Consider the following 21,956-nt stretch of genomic DNA (forward strand, 5'->3'; position numbering starts at 1 on the left):
AAGTCGGTGATAACTTACACCGATTTTCGGGCTTCAATAATTTCAGCAAGTAACTTTTTAGCTCTCAGGAGTTTAATTTTTACATTGTTCATAGGTTCGTCAAGGCTCTGGGCTATTTCTTTATAAGATTTCTCCTGAAAATATCTAAGATTGATCACTTCCTGGTAATGCGGCTTCAGTTGTTTAATATCTGTAAGCAGTTGCGCTAAATGTTGCTCGCTAATTAATTTATCTTCAATAGTGGGTGTTTCATCAGCAATACGGTACACCTTATCATTTTGATCTGAAGTGGTTTGAGACCTTATAGAAGACTTTTGCTTTCTAAGCATATCTACATGAATATTCTTTGAAATGGCAATAAGCCAGGTGCTAAAAGAATAATCTTCATCAAAGGTGTGAATTTTATTAAAAGCCTTGGAAAAAGTTTGAATGGTAATATCTTCAGATTCGTACGCGTTGCCGGTTTTTTTTAACTGAAAACCGTACACGTTATCCCAAAAAGTATCAAGCAAATAATTAAACGCTGATTGACTCCCTTTTTTGGCAGCTTTAATTTTGGTAAGTAGCAATTCGTGATTTATTTCCAATGCGTAGGTTTTGAAACGCTGTTTGCTATAAATATGCCAAATTGGGTAAATATTAAAAATACTTCTAAAAACGGAAATAACCAAACCACATCTGTCTCCTCAAGTTTTTTTGCCGATTTAGCGTAAATCACCGCCTGTACCAGTAATACAAATCCTGCAACTCCTAAAACAAGTTGCCATTGAAATTGAATTATTAATAATGCAGCTAATAAGATCCAGAAAAAGAATCGGGAAGCGTAAAATAAACCCAGTAAAACTTTATCTTTTGTTTTGTAAAAACCGGCTACTGAGGCGTGCCTTCTTTTTTGCTTAAACCAGGATTTTAAATCGGTTTTTGGGACACTTCGTGTGCTGCCTTCGGGATGATGACAAATAAAAGTATTCTCTTCATTTCCTCCTTCGTTTACAAAAAGATCGTCGTCTCCAGAGCGTAGGTGTAAATGATTTGCAAATCCTTTTTGGTCGTAAAACTGTTTAGAAGTGTAAGCAAGATTTCTACCCACACCCATATACGGATTTCCTAATTTTGCATAAGAAAAATATTGAATAGCGGTGAGTAAAGTTTCAAACCGAATAAGCTTGTTAAGTAAAGATTTACCGTTTTTAAAATAACCACCGTACCCTAAAACAATACTTTTTTCTTCCACAAATCCCGCAGCCATATGGGTAATCCAGTTTCGGCTTTGTGGAGCGCAATCGGCATCGGTAAAAATTAAATAAGGATTTTTCGCTTTTTTAATTCCAAGCGTGAGTGCATACTTTTTATTCGCCCAAAAAGCTTCATTATTCTGAACATCTACCAGTTTCACCCGGCCATCAAGAGCCTGGAAATTTTCAATAACTTCTAAAGTTTCATCGTGGGAAGCATCATTAATCACGATAACTTCAAAATCGGGATAATCCTGATTCAGGATAGGAGGAAGGAAGTTTCTAAGATTTTCTGCTTCGTTTTTTGCACAAACTATTACCGAAACAGGCAGGTTTAATTTCCCGGGATTTTTTGGGGTGTTATTTGCAAATGCGAAAAAGGCCAGGTAATAGGCCAGTATAATTAAAGAAAATAATAAGAAAAATTCCAGTAAAAGTGTTGCCATTTAATCTAATTAGCCGCTTTTTTTTCTCCAGAGCAATCAGACATTTCTTCGGGTAATTTACCGCAAAAACTGCAGGCTTCACCTTCTTTATTTAAAAATGGACTTTGGCTTGCGCAGGTTCCTGCAAATTTACCGTCTTTCTTTCCCCATATTTTTATGGCAATTCCGGCAAAGGCCAGTCCTAAAAGTACTATTGTTATTAATAATAATTTCATAGCTGTATTTTTCTAAAATCGCTTTTTTAAAGCAGACTTTTATTTTAATAATTCCCGAAAAACATTCGGACGTATTACTGATGCAAAAATAACAATAAAATGACGTTTGGGAAAATTAGAGCGCATATTAGTATAAGCTTTACATACTTTAACTAAAATTTAATCGTAAATCCCTAAAAATGTCGGGATTAGAGAATAAATTAGTTCGATTAACTACTAAAAACTAAATTTATGAAAACTAAAATTTTAATAATTCTTCTGGCAGTTTTTGCTTTCAGTTTTACTTCTTGTGAAGATACCAAAAAGAAAGAAGAAGAAAAGGCTAAAATGGAGCAGCAGGAAGTCGAACGCCAGGCTGAAATGGCTGCTGAAGAAGAACGTATGGAAATGGAATCTAACAGTATTGCTGCAAAAGCAATGGAGACAGATTCTTTAAGCACTCTTGTAAGTGCATTACAAAATGCTGATTTAGCTGATACTTTTACCGAAGATGAAGGCCCATATACGGTTTTTGCGCCAACCAATAGCGCTTTTGAAAAAGTTGACGAGGCTACAATGGATGAATTGATGATGAGCGAAAATCAGGACCAATTAGCTACTGTCTTAAAATATCATGTGGTAGATGATGAAATAACAGCTTCAGATCTAAGCCAAATGATTGAAGATGGCGAAGGTGAAGCAAGTATTTCTACCATGGATGGTGCTGAACTTAAGGTAATGATGGAAGGAGACAATATTGTTCTGCAAGATGAAAATGGAAACAAAGCAACTATTATTGCTACAGATATTGAAGCCTCTAACGGGATGGTGCACCTAATAGATGGGGTAGTAATGAAGAAAAAAGAATCTTAGTTAGATAAAAAGATTGATTTTGAATAAAATCCACTGGTAATATTTTACCGGTGGATTTTTTTTGGTATTATTAAAAAAAAGAAAAGCTTCATTTTCTTTGCGGAAAATGAAGCTCTCTCTTAAAAGACAATAAAGTCTTTACAGATTCAATATTTCCTACGCTGGGATTAACCAGATCAGGTTTTGCGGGTATATCTCAGCCTAAGCACCCCGATATTGATATTATAAATATAAGATTGTTTTTGAATGTAAACTGCTAATTGTAAGTTAATTAAGGAGGTGTTTTTGTAGGACAAGCGTTAATTTTTTTTCTACAAACATTTAAAATACATTAACTTCAGGTTCAAGTTTGATATTGTATTTTTTATAAATTTTATCCTGAATTTCCCTGGAAAGTGCTAAAATTTCTTCCCCGGTAGCGTTTCCATAATTAACCAATACCAACGCCTGGTTTTTATGAACTCCGGCATCTCCCTGTCTGTACCCCTTTAATCCAGCCTGGTCTATTAACCAACCTGCGGGAATTTTTATGTTATTTGCCTGCAAGGCATAGAAAGGCATTTCTGGGAATTTTTTTTGAAGTTTTTTAAATTCAGCCTCTTTTATAACCGGATTTTTAAAAAAACTACCGCTGTTTCCTAATTCCCTGGGATCGGGTAATTTTTGCTGCCTAATGCTTATAACAGCATCAGATACATCTTTAATGTTAGGTTTTTTAATTTGCTTCTTATCTAATTCAGCCTGGATGGCACCATATTCGGTTCTTAATTGATGGTCTTTTTTACTTAATCTAAAATTAACCGAAGTGATAATATATTCTCCCTTCAGCTTATTTTTAAATACTGAATTACGATAATCAAATTCACATTGTTGCAGGTTAAAAGTTTCAATTTCCAGGGTTTGTATTCGCATAGCCTCGCAAGATTCAAATGTATCTTTGAGTTCCACGCCATACGCTCCTATATTTTGAACGGGTGCTGTACCCACATTTCCGGGTATTAAGGAAAGGTTTTCTAATCCGCCGTAGCCCTTTTCAATACAATATAAAACAAATTGGTGCCAGTTTTCACCGGCACCAACTTTTAAAACTACTTCATCCCGACTTTCAGAAATAAGTTCTATTCCCTTAATGCCAATATGAACCACTGTTTTATCTATATCCTGGGTTAGCAACATATTGCTGCCACCGCCAAGTACAAAAATTTCTGAGGCATAGGTTTGCTGTAAAACATCACGCAATTCATCAGTAGAATGCACCGAGACGAATTTCCGGGCATTTACATCTACTCCAAAAGTATTGTGTTCTTTCAGCGAAAAATTTTCAGCAACCTGCATAGCCTATTTATTATATTCTTCCAGGGCTATTTTTAGAATTTCTATGGCTTTTTCCAGGTTTTCTTTTTTCAAAACATAGGCAATTCGCACCTGGTTCATCCCGGTATTTGGAGTAGAGTAGAAGCCATTAGCGGGAGCTACCATTACTGTTTCCCCGTTATGCTGAAAATCTTCCAGCAACCACTGGGCAAATTTATCGGCGTTATCTATTGGTAATTCTGCGATGCAGTAAAATGCACCTTTGGGTTTTGCTACTTTTACCCCGGGAATTTGCTCTAAACCTTCAATTAAAAGGTTTCTTCGATCGGTATATTCCTTATTTACTTCTTCAAAATATTCATCTGGAGTATCTAATGCGGCTTCAGCGGCAATTTGAGCAAATGTAGGTGGGCTTAATCTTGCCTGGGCAAATTTCATTGCGGCAATCATAACTTCCTTATTTTTTGAAACCAGGCAGCCAATTCTTGCACCACACATGCTGTAACGTTTAGAAACAGAATCTACCATAATAGCGTTTTGCTCAAGGCCGGGAATGCTCATAATTGAATGATGCTTAACCCCATCGTAAGCGAATTCACGATAAACTTCATCTGCAACAATAAACAAATCGTGTCTTATTGCTAAATCTGCCAACTGCTGAATTTCATCACGCGTATAAAGATACCCGGTTGGGTTTCCAGGGTTACAAAGCAAGATCGCTTTAGTTTTATTGGTAATTAATTTCTCAAACTCTGAAATAGCAGGAAGCGAAAAATTATCTTCAATAGATCCTTTTATAGGCACGATATCAACTCCTGAAGCTGTAGCAAATCCGTTGTAATTTGCATAAAAAGGCTCGGGAATTATAACTTCATCGCCGGGATCGGTAATGCTTCCCATAGCAAATAATAAAGCTTCTGAACCTCCTGTGGTTATAATAATATCTTCAGCATCTACCGGAATATCATTCTTACGATAGTATTTCGCTAATTTGGTTCTATAAGATACAAAACCCGCAGAATGGCTATAAGAAAGAACATCTATATCATTATTCTTAACCGCGTCTAATGCTGCTTTAGGTGTTTCAATATCTGGTTGCCCAATATTTAACTGGTAGATTTTTTTTCCTTTTTTTACTGCTGCTTCAGCAAAAGGAACTAGTTTTCTTATGGGAGATTCGGGCATATTGCGCCCTTTGTTTGAAATACTTGGCATGAGATTGTTTTTAATACTGTGCAAAAATGCAAAATTCCTTTAAAATTTCAGGCCTATTTATGTTATAATTGGCCTGAAAAGAATATGTACCTTTTTAAGGTGAAATGTACAATTATGAGCGTAAAAAAGCCGTTTGAATTTTTTATATAAACGTCATCCTGAATTTATTTCAGGATCTAAGATTTTAGAAACTGAAATCAACTTGACGGAAATAAACTTCAAACGGCTTTTTATTTCTTCATCTTAAAATTAATGGCTGCTATCGTCCTCGATAACTCTACCTTTAATTTTAAGCGATTTTGTGGCTTCTTCGGCATTAGAATAAACGGTAACCGTTTTTCTAATTGGCCCCACAAGTTTAGTGTTATATTTTACCTGGATTTCGCCGGTTTCTCCCGGTTGAATTGGTTCTTCTGGTTTCTTTGGAATTGTACACCCACAACTTGAAGTTACATTGGCAATAACCAATGGAACATTTCCTGTATTGGTGAATTCAAAAACGCGAACACCGTCACTTCCTTTTTTTATTTCGCCATAATCAATAGTTTCACTCTTGAATTCTATTTTGGCTGTTTCCTGCGCCATTGCTGTGCCTAACCCGGCAACAACAAAAATGGCAATTGCGATTAACTTTTTCATAATTTCTGGTTTTTAATAAACGAAAGGTAAAGATAAGTTGAAATGATGTACACTCAAAATTATATTCAAATCAACTTCTTTTATAATCCTTAAGTTATAATTACTTTTGCCTTTATTTTTCAAAAACCAGACCAATATGGCGATTGCTTCCCAATACGATTCAAAAAAAGTAGAAGATAAATGGTATAACTACTGGATGGAAAACAAGTATTTTCATTCTGAAGTAGATGAGCGTGAGCCTTACACCATTGTAATACCGCCGCCAAACGTGACCGGGGTTTTACACATGGGTCATATGCTGAATAATACCATTCAGGATGTTTTGGTGAGACGCGCCAGGTTAAAGGGCTTCAACGCTTGCTGGGTACCGGGAACAGATCATGCTTCTATTGCAACTGAAGCTAAAGTAGTAGCAAAATTAAAGGCTGAAGGAATTGATAAAAACGATCTTAGCCGTGAGGAATTTCTACAACACGCGTGGGACTGGACACACAAGCACGGTGGTATTATCCTGGAGCAGTTAAAAAAGCTGGGCGCATCCTGTGATTGGGACCGAACCAAGTTTACGATGGATGATAATATGTCAGCCTCTGTAATTAAGGTTTTTGTAGATCTATATGAAAAAGGTCTTATTTACCGCGGTTACCGAATGGTAAACTGGGATCCCGTAGCGAAAACTACACTTTCTGATGAAGAAGTAATTCATATTGAAAAGCAGGGAAATCTTTATTATTTAAATTATAAAGTAGAAGGCAGTGATGATGTTTTAACTATTGCCACCACGCGTCCTGAAACTATTCTTGGGGATACCGCAATTTGTATCAATCCAAACGATGAACGTTTCACACATTTAAAAGGTAAGAAAGCGATTGTTCCTATTTGTAATCGCGTGATTCCAATTATTGAAGATGAATATGTAGATGTGGAGTTTGGTACCGGTTGTTTAAAAGTAACACCGGCTCACGATGAAAACGATAAAATGCTTGGCGATAAGCATAACCTTGAGGTAATTGATATCCTTAACGATGATGCCAGTCTTAATGCCCACGGAATGCATTACGAAGGTAAAGACAGGTTCCAGGCTAGAAAAGAAATAGTAGAAGAGTTAAAAGAAATGGGTGTGCTTACCAAGACTGAAGAGCACATTAATAAAGTAGGAACCAGTGAGCGTACCGGTGCGGTAATAGAACCAAAACTTAGCGATCAATGGTTTTTAAAGATGAAAGAACTTGCCAAACCGGCAATTGATGCCGTGGTTGGTGACGAAATTAACCTGGTGCCAGATAAATTTCTGAATACCTACAAGCACTGGATGGAAAATGTGCGTGACTGGAATATCTCACGTCAGCTTTTATGGGGACAACAGATTCCCGCTTATTTCTATGGAAGTGGAAAAGAAGATTTTGTAGTTGCTGAAACCGCTGAAGAGGCCCTGGAAAAAGCAAGAGAAAAGTCAGGGATTGCTGAATTAAAGGCTGAAGAATTAATTCAGGATAAAGATGCATTGGATACCTGGTTTTCTTCGTGGTTGTGGCCAATGAGCGTTTTTAACGGTATTCTTGAGCCGGAAAATGAAGAAATTAAATATTACTATCCTACCAACGATCTTGTGACCGCTCCTGAAATTTTATTTTTCTGGGTAGCACGTATGATTATGGCTGGATATGAATATAGAGGTGAACGTCCTTTTAAAAATGTCTACCTCACCGGGATTGTTCGGGATAAACAGCGTCGAAAGATGTCCAAGTCGCTAGGGAATTCTCCAGACCCGCTGGGACTAATTGAACAATACGGCGCCGATGGCGTTAGGGTAGGAATGCTACTGAGTTCTCCTGCCGGGAACGATTTAATGTTTGAAGAAGACCTGTGTAAGCAGGGAAGTGCTTTTTCAAATAAAATCTGGAATGCTTTCAGGCTGGTAAAAGGCTGGGAAGTTTCCGAAGAAAAAGAACAGGACGAAACATCTAAAATCGCGATAGACTGGTACACAGCCAGGTTTAGAAAAACTCTTGCCGAAATTGAAGACCATTACTCTAAATACAGAATGAGTGATGCTTTAATGAGTACTTACAAATTGATTTGGGACGATTACTGTTCCTGGTTCCTTGAAATGGTAAAACCCGCTTACGGGCAGCCAATAGATGCGAAAACATATAAAGCGGTAATAGAAATTTTAGAAGATAATTTAAAGATTCTTCACCCTTTTATGCCGTTTGTGACCGAAGAGATTTGGCAGGAAATTACCGAAAGAAAAGCATCTGAAGCTTTAATAATCGCAAAATGGCCTGAGCTTAAAGATTTCAATGAAGAAATAATCAATGAGTTTGCTTTGGCTTCAGAAGTTATAGCGGGAATTAGAAAAGTAAGGAAAGAGAAGAATATTTCATTCAAAAACACCATAGATCTTATGGTGATGAATAATGAAAAAGCTTCAGAATTATTTGATCCTGTAATCTTGAAAATGGGAAATATAGATGCTTTTAGCTATGTAGATAAGCAGGTGGAAGGTGCACTTTCATTCCGTGTAAAATCTAACGAATATTTTATTCCAATTGCCGGTTCTATAGATGTTGAGGCTGAAATTGAAAAACTGGAAGAGGAATTAAAGTATAATGAAGGTTTTTTGAAATCTGTAGAGAAGAAACTTTCTAACGAGCGTTTTGTAAATAATGCGCCTGAAAAAGTTGTGGCTATAGAAAAAGCTAAAAAAGCCGATGCTGAAGCCAAAATTGAAGCTATTAAAGCCAGCTTAAAAAGTCTGAAATAAATTATTAAAAGGAGATTTTTGGCGGAGTGATTATTCGGTTACTTCGCCAATATGTTCTTCTACAAGTTCTACATATTTTTCCCGAGCTTCCTGCTTGGTCAAATTTTTCACCTGTAATAAAGCGTTTATTTTAAAAGCATTTCTAAGATCTCCTTCGTTGGTAGGCGGGACGTAAAATCCGTTTACCTGAGTGGCTTTCTTGTAATAGGCGTAGAAATGAAGCATAACATCTGGCGCAAATTTTTGCGTGGTTTTGCTGGCCATGTCATAGGCTTTTAAAAATTTTTCATCTGTTGTTTCAGGCATAACGTACTGCTTATTCATCAATTTTGGCTATTATACTTAGCCCACCTTTTACCTTCTGGTTAAGTTTCACCGAAATTGGTGTGTTTAAAGGTAGAAACACATCTACCCGAGAACCGAATTTTATAAATCCGCTGTCACTGCCCTGGATTACTTCATTTCCAACTTCAGCATAGTTTACAATTCTTTTTGCCATTGCCCCGGCAATTTGCCGGTATAAAACTTCTCCGGCAATATCATTTTCTACCACTACCGTTGTTCTCTCATTCTCCTCACTGGATTTTGGATGCCAGGCCACCAAAAATTTCCCGGGCTGATATTTACTGTATTTTACTTTTCCGCCAATTGGATGCCTGGTTACGTGTACATTTATTGGTGACATAAAAATAGAAACCTGCAAACGTTTGTCTTTAAAGTATTCTTTTTCTTCTACTTCTTCAATGGCCACTACTTTTCCGTCTACTGGTGCCACCACGTGCGCATCGTTTAAAACTGTATTCCGTTTAGGATTTCTAAAAAATTGAATAATTAGAAAAAACAGTATGATAGTGACTACCAGGATAGCAAATTTTACCCAGTATGTATTTATTAACGAATAAGATACCACGTTTATTGCAATAAGCAGCAGTGCTGCCAACGCCATAATTTTATAACCTTCTTTATGAAACATAGTCTAGAATATATAGATAAGCATATACAAATGGACTCGAAAAGATAATACTGTCAAGCCTGTCAAACAAGCCGCCGTGTCCTGGCATTAAGGTGCCGCTGTCTTTTACGCCTGCCTGCCGTTTAAATTTTGATTGAATAAGATCTCCAAGAGTTCCAAAAACACTAAGTATTATGGCCATTCCCAGCCAGATAGGGAAGGTGAGGAACTGGGTGTAATAAAAAATAAAAAAACTGGCTACACCACTAAAAATAACTCCGCCCAGGAAACCTTCTACAGTTTTATTGGGAGAAATACGTTCAAAGAGTTTTTTGCTTCCAAAATTCTTTCCAACAATATAAGCAAAAGTATCATTAGTCCAAATTAGGATAAAAATACCTACTACCAATTTTGGAATAAAAACGCCTTCTATGGTTGGAATTAGGGTGAGAAAAATTACCGAAGAAATTAAGTAAAAAATAATTATAATATATTTCTTCTTTTCAAAAACAGGTATTTTTCTCACTACCAGTAAATCTTTTACAAGAAATAAGTTTACGAATATGGTAATAAAGAGCAACAGGATTGTAGCATCCTGATTAAATTTTAAATAGCTGAAAAGATAAAAAAGTAAGGCTTGTACACCATAGAGTGCATAGCTTTTTAAATGCAGAAGTTTTTGCATTTCTATAAGACAAACTAGTCCTAAAAGATAAAATAAGCTGATAAAAATTAATTCTGAAGAAAGTATAGAAGCCACCAATATGGATACATACAACAATCCTGAAATAGTTCTAATAATAGCTTCCCTCATGTGTTATAAATCTTCCAGCAGGAGCAAATATAGGTTTTTTGTACTACTTCCATAGCTCATAAAATCACCTTCTTTCTGCGTTTCAAAATTTTTGATGGTAGTAATATTAGAAGGAATTCGCTGTTTGTTTCTAAATTTAATGCCGCGAAGGCCTTCACCAATTGTATCTATTAACTGGCTTGTAGAAGAAATAATAACAAAATTATCGGGTAAATCGTTGAGTTTGCATTCTTTAATCTGGTTAGAAGAAATAAGTATTGAACCATCGTTTGCTACCAGGTACTCACAGGTAGAAAGAAAGAATGGAGCCGCACCAGACCTGGTAAAACTAAGGTTGAAACCTTTAAATTTATCCTGAAGATTGGGATCAAGGCAAAAACATTCTTTTTCGTACCAATCGTTTTCCAGTAAAATATTATCAAAAGCTTCTTGCATCTCTTTATTGTCTTCACAATAGAGAAATTTACCCCCGTTATTTTTAAAATTAAGCATAAAACGCTCATCAGTAGGGAGTTTTACCTCTGGCATGTATTTTCCCCGCTCAGCTTTTTCAGGAGATTCCTGTTTTTTGTCTGATTTAGATTTAGGGTTAAGAAATCTTCTAAATAGACTCATAGAGTTTTGGGTGTGGTTCTCAACGTCATTTTAACCAAAGGTAAAAAATCTTAATTTAACACTTAGGTAAATTAAGATTTTTTAAACCGTGGTTGTGAACTATTTATTAACTGAATTATCTTCAGTTATCGTGTTCTCTTCAGAATCACTTCCGGGGGTGGGATTTTGTTCTTCGGTTTCAGCGGCTTTTTCTTCAATTTTAGGAGTTTCTTCTTTCTTTCCTAAAACTTCAGTTTTTTCCTTGTCCTTATCATAAGGTCTTTTTCCGAAGATAGTTTCCAAATCATCTTTAAAGATTACCTCTTTATCAAGGAGAATATCGGCTAACTGTCCCAGTTTATCTTTGTGTTTGGTAAGTAAATCTATGGCTCGTTGATATTGGGTTTCAATTAAATTTGAAATCTCTTTATCAATAAGCTCAGATGTACTTTCACTATATGGCTTGGTGAAATTATATTCACTCTGGCCAGAAGAATCATAATAAGTAAGGTTTCCAACTTTATCGTTCAACCCATAAATAGTAACCATTGCTTTAGCTTGTTTAGTTACTTTTTCAAGATCGCTTAAAGCTCCGGTTGAAATTTTATCAAAAACCACTTTCTCTGCGGCACGCCCACCAAGGGCAGCACACATTTCATCCAGCATTTGCTCTGGTCTTACAATAAGACGTTCTTCAGGCAAATACCAGGCGGCACCAAGTGATTGTCCACGCGGAACAATAGTTACCTTTACCAGTGGAGCCGCATGCTCTAACATCCAACTTACAGTCGCGTGGCCAGCTTCGTGATAGGCAATTGCTTTTTTCTCGTCTGGAGTAATAATTTTGTTCTTTTTCTCAAGTCCGCCAACTATACGGTCTACGGCGTCAAGGAAATCCTGTTTTCCTACCGCTTTATTGCCTTTACGAGCAGCGATAAGTGCAGCTTCGTTACAAACATTGGCAATATCAGCTCCAGAGAATCCCGGAGTTTGTTTTGCTAAAAATTCAGTATCAAGTTCTTCGGCTACTTTTTTAAGTGGCTTTAAGTGAACTTCAAAAATTTCCTTTCTTTCATTTAAATCTGGGAGATCAACATAAATTTGTCGGTCAAATCTTCCAGCACGCATTAGCGCTTTATCCAGTACATCGGCACGGTTGGTTGCAGCAACTACAATAACGTTAGTATTGGTTCCAAAACCATCCATTTCTGTTAATAGCTGGTTTAAGGTATTTTCACGTTCATCGTTAGAACCGGAAAAATTACTTTTTCCCCTGGCACGACCAATAGCATCAATTTCATCAATAAAAATAATGGAAGGTGATTTCTCCTTGGCTTGCTTAAATAAGTCACGAACCCTTGAAGCACCAACTCCTACAAACATTTCTACGAAATCTGATCCAGAAAGTGAGAAAAAAGGCACTTTAGCTTCTCCAGCAACCGCTTTTGCCAGTAAGGTTTTACCGGTTCCGGGAGGGCCTACAAGTAAAGCTCCTTTAGGAATTTTACCACCTAGCGAAGTATATTTCTCTGGATGTTTAAGAAAATCTACAATCTCCTGTACTTCTTCTTTTGCGCCTTCCAGGCCGGCAACATCTTTAAAAGAAGTTTTTACATCGGTATTTTGGTCAAATAATTTTGCTTTTGATTTGCCAATATTGAAAATCTGGCCTCCTGCACCGCCACCGGCACCAGAGCTCATTTTTTTCATTATAAAAATCCAAACACCAATAATGAGGATAAAGGGTAATAATGCCCAGAAAATCTCGCTCATTACGTTACTTTGCGTATCGTAAACAACAGTGGTGTCTAAATTATTTTCAGCTTTTATTTCCTTGATATCGTCTTCAAGGTTTTGCAAATCACCAAACTCAAAACTATAAGCCGGAGTTTCACCACCGGTGTTAAAAAGTTCGGGATCGTTAGCTTGCCTATGTATATCTTTTTGTGCTGCCTCTTCGGTTAGATAAACCTTAGCTTGTTTTCGGTTTACAATCTCTACCTTTTTTACATCACCGTCTCTAAGATAAGATAGAAATTCAGCCGGATTGGTTTGCGCTGGTTCACTAAAACCGCCTCCACTAAAGAAATTGATTCCTATGAATATAATAATTATAGCGGCATAGATCCAGTAAGCATTAAATTTAGGCTTCTTGGGATCTGTATTTTTTTTGGGTTGCTGTTTCGCCATTCTTGGTAATTCTAAATTAAATAATTAGTAATTGGTTTCTATGGAAGTGATTTTAGCATCACCCCAAAGACTTTCAATATCGTAAAACTCTCTAATATGCTTCTGGAAAACGTGAACAACCACGTTTACATAATCTAAAAGTACCCACTCTGCATTTTCTCCGCCTTCTACGTGCCAGGGTTTGTCTTTAAGAGCCTTACTTACAGTTTTTTGGATGGAATTCACAATGGCGTTTACCTGTGTGTTGGAAGTCCCGTTGCAAATTATAAAGTAATCACATACGGTATTTTCTATTTGCCTAAGGTCAAGAATATCAATGTCGTTACCTTTTACTTCTTCAATTCCTTTAATTATATGCGCAATAAGTTGATCGTTGTTCGCTTCTTTTTTTGCCATTAAAATTAATTATTTTCGCAAAGTTATTACTTTTTAGCTGTTTATAGGCTTAGTTTACATAACATTTAACGCCCGTTTCATTTCTTACTATTAGTATGCGTATAATCAAAGTTAATGCCACCAATTCTACTAACGAATTTGCCCGGGAGCTCTACCGCGGCAAAACCTCTTTTGAACCTATATGTGTAGTGGTCCAAGAGCAAACCAAAGGCCGCGGCCAACGCGGGTCTGGTTGGGTTTCAAATGCAGGGGAGAACCTTACTTTTAGCGTTTTATATCCAAAAATAAAAGTTGGGGTAAATCATCAGTTTTTAATGAGTGCCACCGTTTCACTGGCAATTATTGAAGTGCTAAACAAATTTAATGTGCCTGCCTTAAATGTAAAATGGCCTAACGACATAATGTCAGCACGCTATAAAATTAGCGGAATTCTTATTGAAAACATCCTGAAAAATAATGAAATAGCAGCTTCTATAATTGGAGTAGGATTAAATGTGAATCAAACTGAATTTCCCGGCCTTCCACAGGCTTCTTCCTTAAAATTAGTCACTGGGAATAATTTTAACCTGGATGAATTATTAAAAAGGATTACCGATGAATTTGAAGATAAATTAACTCAAATTAATGCTGATACTGAAGATTCAATTTTAGAAAAATATGCCAGGAATATGTTTAGGCGGGATTTGGTATCTACCTTTCAACTGCCAGATGACACGTATCTCACGGGAATTATTCGCGGTGTCACCACTTCGGGTAGATTGAATTTGGAAATAGAAGATTCAGTTTTTAAAACTTTCGATTTAAAAGAAATTAAATTGATGTATTAAAAAGAATTTTGCGTCAACCTGAACTTGTTTCAGGTTCTAACTTGATATTATTTCACCTCTAGTCAGAACCTGAAATTTGAAGAATATTAATTTAAAATAAAAGTTTTTTAAAAATTATAGCGTCCCAATATTTTCAGCTAAAGTATTTATGAATTTGGTTAATGGTTTTTTCACCATCATCGCCATCATCGCATTAAATTCACCATTAAATTCCATCTTCACTTCACTTTGATTTTCGTTTAAAGCTTCGATATGCGCTTTTAATTTAAAATCAAATTTATCTGATGTAGAACCTAATACAACCAATTCTGGCTCTATGGTTTCCTGGATTTCTAATTTTATAACGGGCATTCCTTTAAGGCCAAAAACAAAAGTTTTCTCATCTCTAACTTCAAATACTTCCTTGCTCTCAGGCATTAATTGTTCATAATTCTCAACCTTGGTCAAAAAATTGAACATTTCCTGCTGACTTTTATCTGCAGTAACTTTTGGGCTTTCTATATCCATTATTTATTTTTCCAGTTTGCGGGATCCTGACGCCATTCTCTTAAAATACCGGCTTCAGTTGCATTAATATAATTGGTGCGTTGTGCAGTTTCCAATAAAAAATCATAATCGCTAAGCGTATGTAATTCTATTCCTTCTTTTTCAAAATTTTCATCGGCAGTTTTAAAACCGTAAGTAAAAATGGCAAGCATACCTTTTACATTAGCTTTGGCTTCTTTTAGAGCTTTTACCGCGTTTAAACTACTGTTTCCGGTACTAATTAAGTCTTCAATTACCACCACGGTTTGGCCCTCAGAGAGATTTCCTTCAATCTGGTTTTTTCGTCCGTGGCTTTTAGCTTCTGGGCGAACATAGATAAACGGAAGACTTAAAATCTCGGCTACCAACATCCCAATACCAATGGCGCCTGTTGCTACCGCTGCAATAACATCAGGTTTTCCATAAAGCTCTTCAATTTGGCGTGCAAACTGTTCCCTTATGTGATTTCTAATTGGCGGATAGGAGAGAACTATTCGGTTATCGCAGTATATTGGCGATTTCCAACCGCTGGCCCATGTAAATGGTTCTTGTGCATCTAATTTTATTGCTTTAATTTGCAATAACAGTTCAGCAGTTGTTCTGGCTGTTTCTTTATTTAAAATCATACTGCAAATGTATAAAGTTTTTGTAAATGATATTCCCTTAATTCTCTCAACAAAGAAAGATTTAGGTGAAAACTATGTATCACTGCCAATTAAGAAGGTTAGAATTAAGCGGATAATTAAAAAGATTACTAAAGGTGAACTGCTTTATGTGAATCTTTACCACGAAAAAGAAGAAAAACTATTAAAGCATTTGTTTAAAAAGTTACGCGTGGTTACCGCCGCCGGCGGAATGGTTTTAAACGATAAAGATGAAATTCTTTTTATCTACCGAAAAAAACGTTGGGATCTTCCAAAAGGTAAGACTGAAAAAAACGAAACTATAGAAGCTTCTGCGATAAGAGAAGTGGAAGAAGAAACGGGGGTTGAAGGTTTAAAAGTGACTAAATTTCTACAGAAAACTTACCATATATTTAAACGAAAAGGACGTTACAGGCTTAAAGTTACCCATTGGTACGAGATGCGTACTTCTTATGATGGAGAATTGAGGCCCGAAACCAAAGAAGGAATTGAAAAAGCAAAATGGAAAGATTTGAAGAAAAGCCAAAAGGCCCTTCAAAAATCTTATGCAAATATTAAACTTCTTTTTTCTGAAAAATATTTAACGAGGCATTCTGAAGATAGGGTAGCGTAAATGCGCCGTTTCATAATGTTTAGATTGTTTATGCAACCAGTCTAATTGGTAGTAAGATTTGTTTGAAAATTCTGCGTCATTACGTTTCTTTTCTTCAAAACGTTCTTTTAAGTCGGGATTTTTATCAAGCATTTTTTTAGCGATATCTTCAAAAACATAAGGTGAAAACCCTTCTTTTTGCTGCAGAACGGTATCAAAGAAATTCCAGTTAAAGAAAGAATCCGGCGCTTCTGGCTCTAAAGTTTCAATTAAATAGCGCGCACCTTCCTGAAAGGTTTTAACCACAAAATCTCCTTTTCTAAACCTTACTGAATCCATTTTTTTAGAAACTTTGGTTTCACTATGCATATAATGGCCTTCATAAGCCTGATCTCTGGTTTTAAAATCTTCTATTTTATAAGTTTCAACATATAAAGTGGTATCGCTTTGAAGAGGTTCCAGTTTAATTTTGTTCAGCTTTAAAAGATCGGTGAGTTGCCACCATCCTTGCGGCACAATATAAGCCCGGGGTATTTCAATCGTGTCTTCAGCAATAAAATTATTATAGTAGTCTATTTCTTTGGTAAAAGGTTTTTTGCTATCATACTTTAAACGTTCGCCACCGGTAACTTCACTGGCAATCATTTCACCTTCGTAACCTTTAAAACTGCGCTGGCTGGGATTTTCCGTATCAGGTTTAAAATTTATGGGATACCAGCGATCTGTGAGATATTTCCTGGAAGCCCGGTTGCGAATATCTTTCATGCGCTCCCGGTCATTTTCAGCAATACCAATCATACTGCGCATCAGCTCATATGTTCCTCTTACACGTTTTGGATAAGGTTTTAGCATATGTGTTTCTACCATCATTCCAATAGTGTTCCAAAGCGTGGTATAGCCTGTAGAATAACGAGGATAATCGTTGAACTGCGAGAATCCTTCTTCAGGTACTTCATTAAAAACATTCACATAAGGCGTAATATCCCAGTCCTTTTTTGCTAATGAATCCTCTAACGCAGGCATAATTTGCTCATCTAAATAAGCACCAAGTTCGCCGCCAAGTTTATTATGTTGAGTGAAAAGGTGTGTAAGTGTATATTGATAATCGGCCCCATTACTCACGTGATTATCAATAAAAATATCGGGTTTTACGTGGTGAAAAATCTCGTAGAAACTTCGTGTGTTACGGGTATCAGCTTTTATAAAATCCCGGTTTAAATCGTAATTCCTGGCATTTCCTCTAAAACCATATTCGGCAGGACCGTTTTGATTGGTTCGGCTGGTAGAATTTCGATTTAAAGCGCCACCAATGTTGTAAACAGGAATTGTTGCTAAAACAGTATTTTTTGGAGCGGTAATAGAATCTCCCGCCAAATCCCTAAAAAGCATCATTGTAGCATCTATGCCGTCACTTTCCCCGGGATGAATACCGTTATTTATAAGAATTATACTGTTTTTCTCTCTTAATTCTTCAAAATCAAAATCTTCGCCTGGGCTATAAATAGCAAGATGAAGTGGTTCACCACTGTCGGTTTTGCCAAATTCTTCAAGGCTTATTTTGCCAGAACTTTCGGCAAGTTGGGTGTAAAAATCAATAACTTCTTCGTAAGTACCGGTTTCTTTACCACCACTTTTTTCAAAACGGGTTTCAAGATCATAATCGGTAACTAATTGATATTTTTCTAAATCGCAGGAAATCAGCGAAAGTAGCCCCACACTCAAAACGAGAATTTTTTTCATAGTATCCTTTGCAATTGAAGGTATAAACTTAACTAAAACGCGCCTAGCCACCAAAAAACTTAGACTAATTGGCGTTTGTTAAAGTAAACCTAATCTGCTTTAAAAACTTTTCAGCCGAAGTATTAAAAGCTAATTTTAAACTAAAATGCTGAAATTATGAAAAAGCTTACCACAATTATAGGTCTTTCACTTTCCTGCTGCTTAGCCATCCCGGTCCAGGCTCAGGTGAATACAGACCTTAGTGAAGAGAAGAAAAAAGAGCTCTCACAACAACCAGCAGATGTGGTGGAGACCGCAATTGGTGAACTTAGATTAGTGCCACCATTTTCTTCCGAATCTGTTACCAAAGAAAGCGAAGTGATTGGTTGGGGAGATAAAAAACCACAGGCTCCAGCCGGTTTTAAGGTTACTAAATTTGCTGAGAACTTAAAACATCCGCGTAGAACTTATATCGCGCCGAACGGAGATATTTTTGTGGTTGAATCTAATACGAAAAACAGTGCCGACAAGATTACATTGATAAGAGATAAAGATGATGATGGTACTCCAAATTATCAGGAAGTGTTCCTGGATGATTTAAATCAACCGTACGGAATGTTGGTTTTGAATAATTATTTCTACGTAGCCAATACCGACGGTCTTTACCGATACCCATATACTGAAGGGGATACAAAAATTGAAGCTAAAGGGGAGAAAATTCTTAGTTTACCTGCCGGTGGATATAATAATCACTGGACCCGTAATTTACTGGCCAATAAAGATGGAAGTAAAATTTATGTTTCTGTTGGTTCTGCCAGTAATGTTGGAGAATATGGAATGGATAAAGAAAAAAGACGCGCTGCAATCCTCGAAATTAATCCTGATGGTAGTGGAGAGAAATTATACGCTGCCGGATTAAGAAATCCCGTGGGAATGGATTGGAATCCTATAACCGGTGAATTATGGACGGCCGTAAATGAGCGTGATAAAATTGGCAATAACCTGGTGCCAGATTATATTACTAGTGTGAAAGAAGATGGTTGGTATGGCTGGCCTTATTCTTATTATGGGCAAATTCAAGATCCTCGATGGGCAGATGATCCACATACAGAATTAGTTGAGAAAGCTATGGTGCCCGATGTTCCTGTTGGGCCTCATACCGCCTCTTTAGGACTGGCATTTTACACCAAAGATAAATTTCCGGAAAAATATAAAAATGGTGCTTTTGTAGGCCAGCATGGTTCCTGGAATAGAGCAGTTTTTTCGGGTTATAAAATACTTTTTGTTCCTTTTGACGAAAATGGGCAACCTGGCCAGCCCGAAGATTTTCTTACCGGTTTTATAGCAGATGAAGCTAAAAGTAAAGTTCACGGAAGACCTGTAGGAGTAACTGTTACACCAAATGGAGATCTTTTGATGAATGACGACGATGCAAATATAATCTGGAAAGTTTCAGCTGAATAAAATATAAAATATTGGAAAAAAAATTACTGGCACTTTTGTGCCTACTTTGTATAGGAAACCTGTTTTCACAGGAAAATCAATTTAAAATACTAAATGCAAATACAAGTGAACCTATAGAAGATGTTTCTGTTTACAAAGCTTCATCCTTAGTTGCAGTTTCAGATAAAAAAGGAATTTTTAGTGTAAATTCTAATCAATTGCCGGGGAATTTCGAGATTTCAGCACTTGGTTTTGAATCTTTAAAAATTCAACTTACAACAAGTATTCCGCAGGAAATTTATTTGAGTCCTACCTCTGAAGCACTTTCAGAAGTCGTGGTGCGCAGTACGGTTATACCTAAATCACTTAGGGAAGTTCCGGCTTCGGTAAATCTTGTAACTCAAACCGATTTTAACCGAACTGATGCAACGAACGTGCTGGAAACTTTTAATAATGTACCCGGAATGTTCGTAAACCAGGGAGCTTTAAATACTAATAAAATCAATATCCGTGGTATTGGTGCGCGTTCACAATACAGCACCAATAGAATTCAGGCTTATTTTGATGGGATTCCGCTAACTACTGCCGAGGGAGAACTTACTTTAGACGATTTTGACCAGGAAACTTTAGATAGAATTGAAATAATTAAAGGTCCAACTTCCAGTATTTATGGTGCCGGACTAGGTGGATCTATCAATTTGTATTCAAAACAACCGGGAAAAGAAGAAGCTAGACTGGTTGCAAAAACGCAGTTTGGAAGTTTTAATACCATGAAACATGTTTATCAGGCTTCAAACACTACTGCCAATTCTGCATTATTTACAACTTATAGTAATCTAACCAGCGATGGCTACCGCGACAATGGAAATTACGATCGCAAATCGGCTTTGGTAAATGGAAGCCTTAAAACCAGCGAAAATGGTAGTTTGTCTTATCTTGCGAATTTCACCCGTTTAAAAGCTTTTATTCCGAGTTCTATTAACGAAGAAGATTTTTTAAACAATCCGGAAACCGCTGCATTCACCTGGGGCCAATCCCAGGGATACGAATCTTACGATCGCGGAATGCTTGGTGGATCTTACACGCATGATCTTTCGGGTAATTTCACTAATACCACCAGCATTTTTCTAAGCTTTAGAGATGCTTACGAGCCCCGTCCTTTTGATATTTTAAAGGAAGAACGTGTTTCGGCCGGGGTTCGAACAAAGTTCAATTTAGACACCCAGGTCTTTGAATTTCCTTCAGAAATTAGTTTTGGTGCTGAATATTATAATGAATGGTATGAAACCGGAACTTTTGCTAATTTATATGAAGATTTTCCCGGCGAAGGAAGTGTTTTAGGTGAGCGTGAAAGCAACAATGAACAGGACCGAAATTATGCTAACTTTTTCGCCCAAATTAATCTTGAATTTACTGATAAATGGAGCCTAGAAGCAGGTTTTAATTTAAACACCACAAATTATAGTTTAACCGATCTTTATACGCAAGACGAAGTAGACCAAACCGGGGATTACGGTTTTGATGCTGTTTTTTCGCCAAGAATTGGAACAAGTTATGAAGTTGGCGAAGGAATGAATATCTACGCGTCCATAAGCCACGGATTTTCTACACCTACAGTGGCTGAAACCTTAACTCCTGAAGGGCAGATAAACACCAGCCTGGAACCCGAAACCGGAATCAATTATGAAGCAGGATTTAAAGGAAATTGGCTTCAAAATAAATTATATACAGAAATTTCGGTGTACTCCATTCAGATAGAGAATTTGCTGGTTGCGCAACGCGTGGCAGAAGATCAATATGTGGGTATAAACGCAGGAAAAACCAATCATAACGGAATTGAGTTTCTTACCAACTACCGTTTTTTAGTTGGACCTGGTATTTCAATTAAACCTTATGTAAAAGGAGCCATAAATTTTTTCGAGTTTGATGAATTTGTAAACAATGATGAAGATTTCTCTGGAAATGAACTGCCCGGAGTACCAAAATACACAATAAACCTTGGGGTCGATGTTCAGAGCGAATCAGGTTTTGAATTTTATGGAAATTTTAGAAACGTAGGAGAAATTCCTCTGGATGACGCCAATTCAGGTTACACAGATGAATACAGTTTGGTAAACTTAAAAGCTGGTTATACTTTCAATATTTTTCAGGAACTAAATTTAAATTTATATGGTGGTGTAAACAACGCTCTGGATGAGCATTATGCCGCGAGTGTATTAACCAATGCCGTTGGCTTTGGAGGTGCCGATCCACGTTATTATTATCCCGGGAATCCCAGAAACTATTTTGGAGGCATTCAACTGAATTATATTTTTTAAAAACTCAGGAAAACCTCACAGGGTTCCTAATCCGGTGAGGTTTTTCTAAATTTTAATATTAAACGTCATCGCAAGCGAAGATTGAGCGCGGCGATCTTTTTTAGTTAAAAGTTAAAAGTTAAGAGTGAAGAGTGAATAGCCCTTATGTTTGTAATCCATAAGTCAAGAACAGTTATTAAATTACCTGATCAAAACTTAAAAGACTCAAGTTATGGAAAGTACAAGCAAAGTATTAAATTATAGTGGGGAGAATATTTAT

At 36.7% G+C, this 21,956-nt stretch carries 21 protein-coding genes and 1 riboswitch; of the genes, 6 read left to right on the forward strand and 15 right to left on the reverse strand.

What is annotated here, in order from left to right:
• Positions 1-14 precede the first annotated feature (14 nt).
• Genes J0871_RS08980 through J0871_RS08990 form a run of 3 tightly spaced genes read right to left on the reverse strand, consistent with a single transcriptional unit; the run spans position 15 to position 1,896 of the window.
• Entirely contained in the window at positions 15-587 is a 573-nt protein-coding gene (locus tag J0871_RS08980; RefSeq protein WP_083634160.1) for a sigma-70 family RNA polymerase sigma factor, read from the reverse strand.
• A complete protein-coding gene (locus J0871_RS08985) occupies positions 578-1,681 on the reverse strand; it encodes a glycosyltransferase (RefSeq protein ID WP_208224917.1) in 1,104 nt (367 codons plus the stop codon). Before J0871_RS08985 ends, J0871_RS08980 begins: the two co-directional genes overlap by 10 nt.
• A 5-nt stretch (positions 1,682-1,686) precedes the next feature.
• Positions 1,687-1,896, reverse strand: a complete 210-nt coding sequence (locus tag J0871_RS08990; protein WP_208224918.1) for a membrane or secreted protein — start codon at positions 1,894-1,896, stop codon at positions 1,687-1,689.
• 231 nt (positions 1,897-2,127) lie between these two features.
• Between J0871_RS08990 and J0871_RS08995 the strand changes: the two genes are divergently transcribed.
• Positions 2,128-2,748 carry a fasciclin domain-containing protein gene (locus J0871_RS08995; RefSeq protein ID WP_208224919.1) on the forward strand — a complete coding sequence of 207 codons (621 nt, stop codon included), beginning with the start codon at positions 2,128-2,130 and terminating at the stop codon, positions 2,746-2,748.
• Positions 2,749-2,884: 136 nt separating this feature from the next.
• Positions 2,885-2,971: riboswitch (TPP riboswitch) on the reverse strand.
• 98 nt (positions 2,972-3,069) lie between these two features.
• Here the strand turns inward: J0871_RS08995 and murB are convergent.
• The 3 genes from murB to J0871_RS09010 form a co-directional block, all read right to left on the reverse strand.
• A complete protein-coding gene (gene murB / locus J0871_RS09000) occupies positions 3,070-4,083 on the reverse strand; it encodes a UDP-N-acetylmuramate dehydrogenase (RefSeq protein WP_208224920.1) in 1,014 nt (337 codons plus the stop codon).
• A gap of 3 nt (positions 4,084-4,086) precedes the next feature.
• Positions 4,087-5,277, reverse strand: coding sequence for a pyridoxal phosphate-dependent aminotransferase (locus J0871_RS09005; protein ID WP_208224921.1), 1,191 nt, complete (start codon positions 5,275-5,277; stop codon positions 4,087-4,089).
• Positions 5,278-5,526: 249 nt separating this feature from the next.
• Positions 5,527-5,916 (reverse strand): DUF1573 domain-containing protein, encoded by a 390-nt coding sequence (locus tag J0871_RS09010; RefSeq protein ID WP_208224922.1) that lies wholly within the window; start codon positions 5,914-5,916, stop codon positions 5,527-5,529.
• A 136-nt stretch (positions 5,917-6,052) separates the two neighbouring features.
• Between J0871_RS09010 and J0871_RS09015 the strand changes: the two genes are divergently transcribed.
• Positions 6,053-8,683, forward strand: coding sequence for a valine--tRNA ligase (locus J0871_RS09015; protein ID WP_208224923.1), 2,631 nt, complete (start codon positions 6,053-6,055; stop codon positions 8,681-8,683).
• Between the two features lie 30 nt (positions 8,684-8,713).
• On the opposite strand, the gene J0871_RS09020 is transcribed toward J0871_RS09015, so the two are convergent.
• From J0871_RS09020 to rsfS, 6 genes are all read right to left on the reverse strand, one after another.
• Positions 8,714-9,007 (reverse strand): acyl-CoA-binding protein, encoded by a 294-nt coding sequence (locus J0871_RS09020; protein WP_243870442.1) that lies wholly within the window; start codon positions 9,005-9,007, stop codon positions 8,714-8,716.
• Positions 9,000-9,656: a phosphatidylserine decarboxylase family protein gene (locus J0871_RS09025; protein ID WP_208224924.1), complete on the reverse strand. Its 657-nt coding sequence runs from the start codon at positions 9,654-9,656 to the stop codon at positions 9,000-9,002. The genes J0871_RS09020 and J0871_RS09025 overlap by 8 nt, the downstream gene beginning before the upstream one ends.
• Positions 9,646-10,449, reverse strand: a complete 804-nt coding sequence (locus J0871_RS09030; RefSeq protein WP_075326228.1) for a phosphatidate cytidylyltransferase — start codon at positions 10,447-10,449, stop codon at positions 9,646-9,648. Before J0871_RS09030 ends, J0871_RS09025 begins: the two co-directional genes overlap by 11 nt.
• Positions 10,450-10,452: 3 nt before the next feature.
• The gene (locus tag J0871_RS09035) at positions 10,453-11,064 is read right to left on the reverse strand and encodes an LUD domain-containing protein (protein ID WP_208224925.1); all 612 of its coding nucleotides are present in this window, start codon (positions 11,062-11,064) and stop codon (positions 10,453-10,455) included.
• Positions 11,065-11,163: 99 nt separating this feature from the next.
• Entirely contained in the window at positions 11,164-13,233 is a 2,070-nt protein-coding gene (ftsH, locus tag J0871_RS09040; RefSeq protein WP_208224926.1) for an ATP-dependent zinc metalloprotease FtsH, read from the reverse strand.
• 24 nt (positions 13,234-13,257) lie between these two features.
• Positions 13,258-13,629, reverse strand: a complete 372-nt coding sequence (gene rsfS, locus J0871_RS09045) for a ribosome silencing factor (RefSeq protein WP_075326231.1) — start codon at positions 13,627-13,629, stop codon at positions 13,258-13,260.
• Between the two features lie 95 nt (positions 13,630-13,724).
• Here rsfS and J0871_RS09050 point away from each other — a divergent pair, with 95 nt between their 5' ends.
• Positions 13,725-14,456 (forward strand): biotin--[acetyl-CoA-carboxylase] ligase, encoded by a 732-nt coding sequence (locus J0871_RS09050; protein ID WP_208224927.1) that lies wholly within the window; start codon positions 13,725-13,727, stop codon positions 14,454-14,456.
• A gap of 114 nt (positions 14,457-14,570) precedes the next feature.
• On the opposite strand, the gene J0871_RS09055 is transcribed toward J0871_RS09050, so the two are convergent.
• Entirely contained in the window at positions 14,571-14,963 is a 393-nt protein-coding gene (locus tag J0871_RS09055; protein ID WP_208224928.1) for an SRPBCC family protein, read from the reverse strand.
• Entirely contained in the window at positions 14,963-15,607 is a 645-nt protein-coding gene (gene pyrE, locus J0871_RS09060; protein ID WP_075326234.1) for an orotate phosphoribosyltransferase, read from the reverse strand. The genes J0871_RS09055 and pyrE overlap by 1 nt, the downstream gene beginning before the upstream one ends.
• A gap of 7 nt (positions 15,608-15,614) precedes the next feature.
• On the opposite strand from pyrE, the gene J0871_RS09065 reads away from it, so the two are divergent.
• Positions 15,615-16,238, forward strand: a complete 624-nt coding sequence (locus J0871_RS09065) for an NUDIX domain-containing protein (RefSeq protein ID WP_075326235.1) — start codon at positions 15,615-15,617, stop codon at positions 16,236-16,238.
• Here J0871_RS09065 and J0871_RS09070 read toward each other — a convergent pair.
• Positions 16,206-17,957 carry a M14 family metallopeptidase gene (locus J0871_RS09070; RefSeq protein ID WP_208224929.1) on the reverse strand — a complete coding sequence of 584 codons (1,752 nt, stop codon included), beginning with the start codon at positions 17,955-17,957 and terminating at the stop codon, positions 16,206-16,208. The genes J0871_RS09065 and J0871_RS09070 overlap by 33 nt on opposite strands.
• Before the next feature lie 156 nt (positions 17,958-18,113).
• Between J0871_RS09070 and J0871_RS09075 the strand changes: the two genes are divergently transcribed.
• Together J0871_RS09075 and J0871_RS09080 are read left to right on the forward strand one after the other, a co-directional pair.
• A complete protein-coding gene (locus tag J0871_RS09075) occupies positions 18,114-19,400 on the forward strand; it encodes a sorbosone dehydrogenase family protein (protein WP_208224930.1) in 1,287 nt (428 codons plus the stop codon).
• An 11-nt stretch (positions 19,401-19,411) separates the two neighbouring features.
• A complete protein-coding gene (locus tag J0871_RS09080) occupies positions 19,412-21,697 on the forward strand; it encodes a TonB-dependent receptor (protein ID WP_208224931.1) in 2,286 nt (761 codons plus the stop codon).
• Positions 21,698-21,956: the final 259 nt, after the last annotated feature.

The organism is Salegentibacter sp. BDJ18 (assembly GCF_017579965.1).
In the GTDB taxonomy this organism is placed as follows: Bacteria; Bacteroidota; Bacteroidia; order Flavobacteriales; family Flavobacteriaceae; genus Salegentibacter.

Bases quoted from the DNA above. Each gene is read 5' to 3' on its own strand.
- J0871_RS08985 (WP_208224917.1), bottom strand. From the start codon at position 1,681: ATGGCAACACTTTTACTGGAATTTTTCTTATTATTTTCTTTAATTATA.
- J0871_RS08990 (WP_208224918.1), bottom strand. From the start codon at position 1,896: ATGAAATTATTATTAATAACAATAGTACTTTTAGGACTGGCCTTTGCC.
- J0871_RS08995 (WP_208224919.1), top strand. From the start codon at position 2,128: ATGAAAACTAAAATTTTAATAATTCTTCTGGCAGTTTTTGCTTTCAGT.
- murB (WP_208224920.1), bottom strand. From the start codon at position 4,083: ATGCAGGTTGCTGAAAATTTTTCGCTGAAAGAACACAATACTTTTGGA.
- J0871_RS09005 (WP_208224921.1), bottom strand. From the start codon at position 5,277: ATGCCAAGTATTTCAAACAAAGGGCGCAATATGCCCGAATCTCCCATA.
- J0871_RS09010 (WP_208224922.1), bottom strand. From the start codon at position 5,916: ATGAAAAAGTTAATCGCAATTGCCATTTTTGTTGTTGCCGGGTTAGGC.
- J0871_RS09015 (WP_208224923.1), top strand. From the start codon at position 6,053: ATGGCGATTGCTTCCCAATACGATTCAAAAAAAGTAGAAGATAAATGG.
- J0871_RS09020 (WP_243870442.1), bottom strand. From the start codon at position 9,007: ATGAATAAGCAGTACGTTATGCCTGAAACAACAGATGAAAAATTTTTA.
- J0871_RS09025 (WP_208224924.1), bottom strand. From the start codon at position 9,656: ATGTTTCATAAAGAAGGTTATAAAATTATGGCGTTGGCAGCACTGCTG.
- J0871_RS09030 (WP_075326228.1), bottom strand. From the start codon at position 10,449: ATGAGGGAAGCTATTATTAGAACTATTTCAGGATTGTTGTATGTATCC.
- J0871_RS09035 (WP_208224925.1), bottom strand. From the start codon at position 11,064: ATGAGTCTATTTAGAAGATTTCTTAACCCTAAATCTAAATCAGACAAA.
- ftsH (WP_208224926.1), bottom strand. From the start codon at position 13,233: ATGGCGAAACAGCAACCCAAAAAAAATACAGATCCCAAGAAGCCTAAA.
- rsfS (WP_075326231.1), bottom strand. From the start codon at position 13,629: ATGGCAAAAAAAGAAGCGAACAACGATCAACTTATTGCGCATATAATT.
- J0871_RS09050 (WP_208224927.1), top strand. From the start codon at position 13,725: ATGCGTATAATCAAAGTTAATGCCACCAATTCTACTAACGAATTTGCC.
- J0871_RS09055 (WP_208224928.1), bottom strand. From the start codon at position 14,963: ATGGATATAGAAAGCCCAAAAGTTACTGCAGATAAAAGTCAGCAGGAA.
- pyrE (WP_075326234.1), bottom strand. From the start codon at position 15,607: ATGATTTTAAATAAAGAAACAGCCAGAACAACTGCTGAACTGTTATTG.
- J0871_RS09065 (WP_075326235.1), top strand. From the start codon at position 15,615: ATGTATAAAGTTTTTGTAAATGATATTCCCTTAATTCTCTCAACAAAG.
- J0871_RS09070 (WP_208224929.1), bottom strand. From the start codon at position 17,957: ATGAAAAAAATTCTCGTTTTGAGTGTGGGGCTACTTTCGCTGATTTCC.
- J0871_RS09075 (WP_208224930.1), top strand. From the start codon at position 18,114: ATGAAAAAGCTTACCACAATTATAGGTCTTTCACTTTCCTGCTGCTTA.